Origin of the sequence: Sphingomonas sp. SRS2, from assembly GCF_000971055.1 — a bacterium.
Taxonomy (GTDB): domain Bacteria; phylum Pseudomonadota; class Alphaproteobacteria; order Sphingomonadales; family Sphingomonadaceae; genus Rhizorhabdus.
Window position 1 is genome coordinate 1 of the sequence record NZ_LARW01000029.1, and the last position, 3756, is coordinate 3756.

5 protein-coding genes are annotated in these 3756 nt (G+C 59.5%); 2 read left to right on the plus strand and 3 right to left on the minus strand.

The window, feature by feature from the left end; all coding sequences use genetic code 11:
* The 3 genes from WP12_RS23760 to WP12_RS00200 all read right to left on the minus strand — a co-directional run.
* The coding region (locus WP12_RS23760) for a transposase (protein WP_152663828.1) at nt 1–161 on the minus strand (161 nt) is incomplete at its 3' end.
* Between the two features lie 54 nt (nt 162–215).
* On the minus strand, nt 216–1151 hold the full coding sequence (locus WP12_RS00195; RefSeq protein WP_152663829.1) for a hypothetical protein: 936 nt from the start codon (nt 1149–1151) through the stop codon (nt 216–218).
* A complete protein-coding gene (locus WP12_RS00200) occupies nt 1045–1944 on the minus strand; it encodes a hypothetical protein (protein WP_152663830.1) in 900 nt (299 codons plus the stop codon). The genes WP12_RS00195 and WP12_RS00200 overlap by 107 nt, the downstream gene beginning before the upstream one ends.
* A 420-nt stretch (nt 1945–2364) precedes the next feature.
* Between WP12_RS00200 and WP12_RS00205 the strand changes: the two genes are divergently transcribed.
* A complete protein-coding gene (locus tag WP12_RS00205) occupies nt 2365–2916 on the plus strand; it encodes a hypothetical protein (protein ID WP_046191758.1) in 552 nt (183 codons plus the stop codon).
* A complete protein-coding gene (locus WP12_RS00210; protein WP_046191759.1) occupies nt 2916–3491 on the plus strand; it encodes a hypothetical protein in 576 nt (191 codons plus the stop codon). Before WP12_RS00205 ends, WP12_RS00210 begins: the two co-directional genes overlap by 1 nt.
* Nucleotides 3492–3756 lie beyond the last annotated feature (265 nt).

Consider the following 3756-nt stretch of genomic DNA (forward strand, 5'->3'; position numbering starts at 1 on the left):
GTCGGCAGATCACTCCATGGACTGCCCGTCCGGACAATCCATAGCACTGCCTCCAAAAATAGACGGTTGTTCCTCCCGCTTCGTCCCGGGTCGGTCGGCTTACCCAGACAATGCGGTTCCATCTTTGCCCACTGGGCGTCGGTCAGTACGAAGCGTTCCATCCAAAGTGTGAATCACATCTCCCCAAAAATGTGAATCCTAAATCCCCACAACCCCTAGAGCGGCGCATCGGGTGGGAGCACGCGCTGCCAACCATCCGGCAGAGCCTTGAACAATCCCTTTCCGGCCAGCAACGTCGCGAGACGTCGCAGATGCGGCTGTGACACGCCACGCACCATAATATCGGCCAGCGCGGCGGCCGTCTGACCGTCACGCGTCGTCACGACGCGGATGCTGTGGACGAAGTGCAGATCGATATTTGCGTCGGCCCTTAGTGCCATGAACTCATCGTCATAGGCTGCAGGAGCCGCTGCCGCGATCGCGATCTCGGACGGTTTGGCCGTGCCGCTCGCAATCAGTTCACGCGCCCAGCGCAATGCCTCGATCGCTTCGTGATAACCGTTAGCGGCGCTCACCGACTCGATCTGCGGTGCAGTCGGCGCCGTCCGAACGATCTCGACCGGCGAGCCGTCGAGCCACTCGGGCACCGCGCGCGGGCCGGCGTGCCAGCGAACCGGCACCGCTTTCGCGAGGCCGAACAAAAGGTCGCGCCAACACGGGGACAGCTCGCTGATGCCCTGAATATGGATTTCCCCAAACAGCGCATGCGCGTGTTGGAGGCGGTCGATCGCCTGCGAGGCCAGATCGACCGGCCGGAGCATCGCGGGCGGCAGCACCGCCAGCACGACCTCCTCGAGCGTCGCCATAGCGGCGAGCCGGGGATGGCTCGCCGCTCGTGCCGAGAGATCGATTCCGGTGCGCCAGACCTTGTGCAGCGTGTCGGCCGCGGCTCCGACCATGCCGGGCAGGAGCTTGATGGTGTCGAGCTCGCCGAGATCAGTTTCGGGTAGCACGCGCTGGATCGCATCGCGCAGCGTTTCGGCGTCAATGGGCTGCGCGAAGCCGCCGGCAAGGCCTGCGCGACCGATAGCCGCCGTCTCCGCGGGTAACCTCGATCGGCACGTAGAAAAGCGGATAGGCGTGGCCGCCATATTTAAGCTGGCCGATATAAAGATAGAGCTGCAGGCCTTCGCCCGTCATCGCGTAGGTGTCGAGATCTCGGAATTCGAGAAAGGCGTCGGCCGCCATGAAGTTTTCAAAATAGCTCAGCACCTCAGCGCGAACGTCGTCGAGGGCGAGGTGGCTTTCGAGGAGCTCGATCAGCTCGCCATTCTCGCCCGTGGCAAGAAACCGGCTTAGGACCTCGGGCAGAATGACGTCCAGCCGTGCCGCTACGATTTCGATTAGCTCGGTTTCCGCAGAATAGATGGAATCGTGGACCGAATAGGACTGCTGCGACAGCGGACCATCGAGGAGCGCGAGGAGAGGGGCTACGACATGCTGGCGAATCTCGTCGGCGAGCTTGAGCCGGATCCGATCGACCCATTCTTCGGGATTTTCGACCGCCAGCCCTCGGCTTGCCTCGGCATCGGCGAAAACAGCCGCCCTGACACTCAGCAGATTGTCGTCGGTGAGCGCCTGGACCTGCTCCTTGATGATTACGCGCAGCGTGTTCGTGATGGGGCGCGCATAAATGCGAGGCGCGAATTTAAGTGTCGGATCGCCTTCAGAGCGCTTGCCCATGATCTGCCAGAGATTGTGCTGCAGGCCTGGGTAAACGGCCACGCGCGTCGCGGAACGGAAGCCGCTCTCATTCTGGAGGATGATCCGTCGACGCGGTGCCTGTTGCCGTTTGAAATCCGATTCGAGGAAGTCGAGGAAATACTGGGATACCTTGATCGATATCTCCTTGATCGTCTCACCCGCGATATTCAAAGCCGCCACCCCATAAACCAAATTCTGTAGATGAAGCTCGCGCTTCACCGTCCCCCCACTGGATTATCAGCGCTCGCACACTTAACCTAGCAGTTCGCAGCCAGCTTCTCGTGGCACGCCCATTTGCACGGCTAGCGCTTATTTTGCTCCGCGCGATTGTCGCCAATTTCGAGCGCGTGGTCGGTGATAGCCGTACGGAAGGACCGGGTATTCATCTGAAATGCCGCCAATGACACTTTACCAGCGTGATTTGGTAAAGTGTCAGCCGTGAATGCCAATTTTGGAAAGATGAGTATCGATCATCAGTGTCTGCAAGCGGACGAGGTCGCGGTTGGCGGCCGGCGTTGGTGAAGTGTCACGTGTGAAAAACTTTCTCGTCCGCGCAGATACAGGATTCACATCGCGCGCGCGTGCGCGTAGATTCTGCTTATGTTCCTTCAGCCAGACCTTTTTGATAGTGCGAAGCGACCGGGACCGGATGTGCGGGGCAGTATGAGCCTGCCTGGGCTCATCGAGCGGATCGCAGACGTTTCGCCGCGACCACGCTATGCCTTTATGGTTCTCAATCTCATCGCGAAGGTCGCCAACAACAACAGCGGCAGCGCTGGCCCCTATGTCGTCGAGCACGACCGGCGCATCCCACTGCGGGATTGGCTATGCGATTCTCTGGTGCCGATGGCCAAGCGAGATGCCCGGCGTCTCGCGATCGTCAACGAAGTTCGGTCCTCGCTCAATCGCATGAACGTCCTTCCGAGCGACGTAGACGCTGCTGAGCGAATGGTCGAAGAAGAGGTACGCGCGCGTGTCCGGCGGTCCGGTCGCTGCAACGTCAGTCGGGCGGTATCGGATCTTGTGCGCGCAGGCCTGCTCCGGCGCCATTATCAGGGCTTTCGCGTGGATCATCATAACCGGGGAGCCCAGCGCGAAGCTGTTTACACAATTACTGCTTTGGCCGCCGGGGCCTTGAACGGCAGAAAGTGATGGAGGATCGGCTCGACTACACAGGGCTAGAGCCGGCCGATGCCGAACGCGTGAGGGTAGCGATCCGCTGCAAGGAAAACTTCCACGGCTACATCCCGTCGCAAGGTTTTGACTTCATCATACGCAACTACCCCATGCTGGCCGAGATGGGCATGCTCGAAGACGCATGGGTAAGCGCCTACTTATCAAAAAGCCATTTTGCCGACCATGGTGCCGAGATCGTTCGCGCGATTTTCGAGGCGTGCGACAGCGCGAAATTGCGCGAGCTAAAGCCGGTCGCGGACAGCGTGAACATCAGCAAGTCCGGACGAGTCAGCCTCTTTCGCGGATGCGCGGGTCCATCCCACAGCATGGGAATGTCTTGGACCACATCGCTCGATAAGGCGATATATTACGCTGCGCATAAAGCGGCATTCTACGACCAACCGAGCCTGGCAGTATATGCTGCGACCGTTGGGCTGGACGAGATCTACTGCCGCTTCGATCGCAACGAAGAGGAATTCATCGTCGTACCAAAGACATGGTGGAAGGTCGATGTGCCCGATGCGGAGTTTCGCCTGGATCGGCCGAGGTGACATGGCCCGAAAGCCTGAGCGGATTAGCGCCCATCGCAAACGTCCGAACGGATAATGGATCGAGCCGCTCGGCAAGTAGGAAGGGCACCTAACCCTATGCAAGAACGGTGCCGCTAAGTCATTGATTTAACATAAGATATATTATCGGACTCAACGATTGTAAGCGGGCGGATTCTAGACCGAAGTGCGAAAACTCGCCCTATTCGCGGGTTTCAACCCGTGAGGATCGCACATGCGCTGCTACACCCACTTGGATCTCATCGGC

Bases quoted from the DNA above. Each gene is read 5' to 3' on its own strand.
- WP12_RS00195 (WP_152663829.1), bottom strand. From the start codon at position 1,151: ATGGCGGCCACGCCTATCCGCTTTTCTACGTGCCGATCGAGGTTACCC.
- WP12_RS00205 (WP_046191758.1), top strand. From the start codon at position 2,365: ATGTTCCTTCAGCCAGACCTTTTTGATAGTGCGAAGCGACCGGGACCG.
- WP12_RS00210 (WP_046191759.1), top strand. From the start codon at position 2,916: ATGGAGGATCGGCTCGACTACACAGGGCTAGAGCCGGCCGATGCCGAA.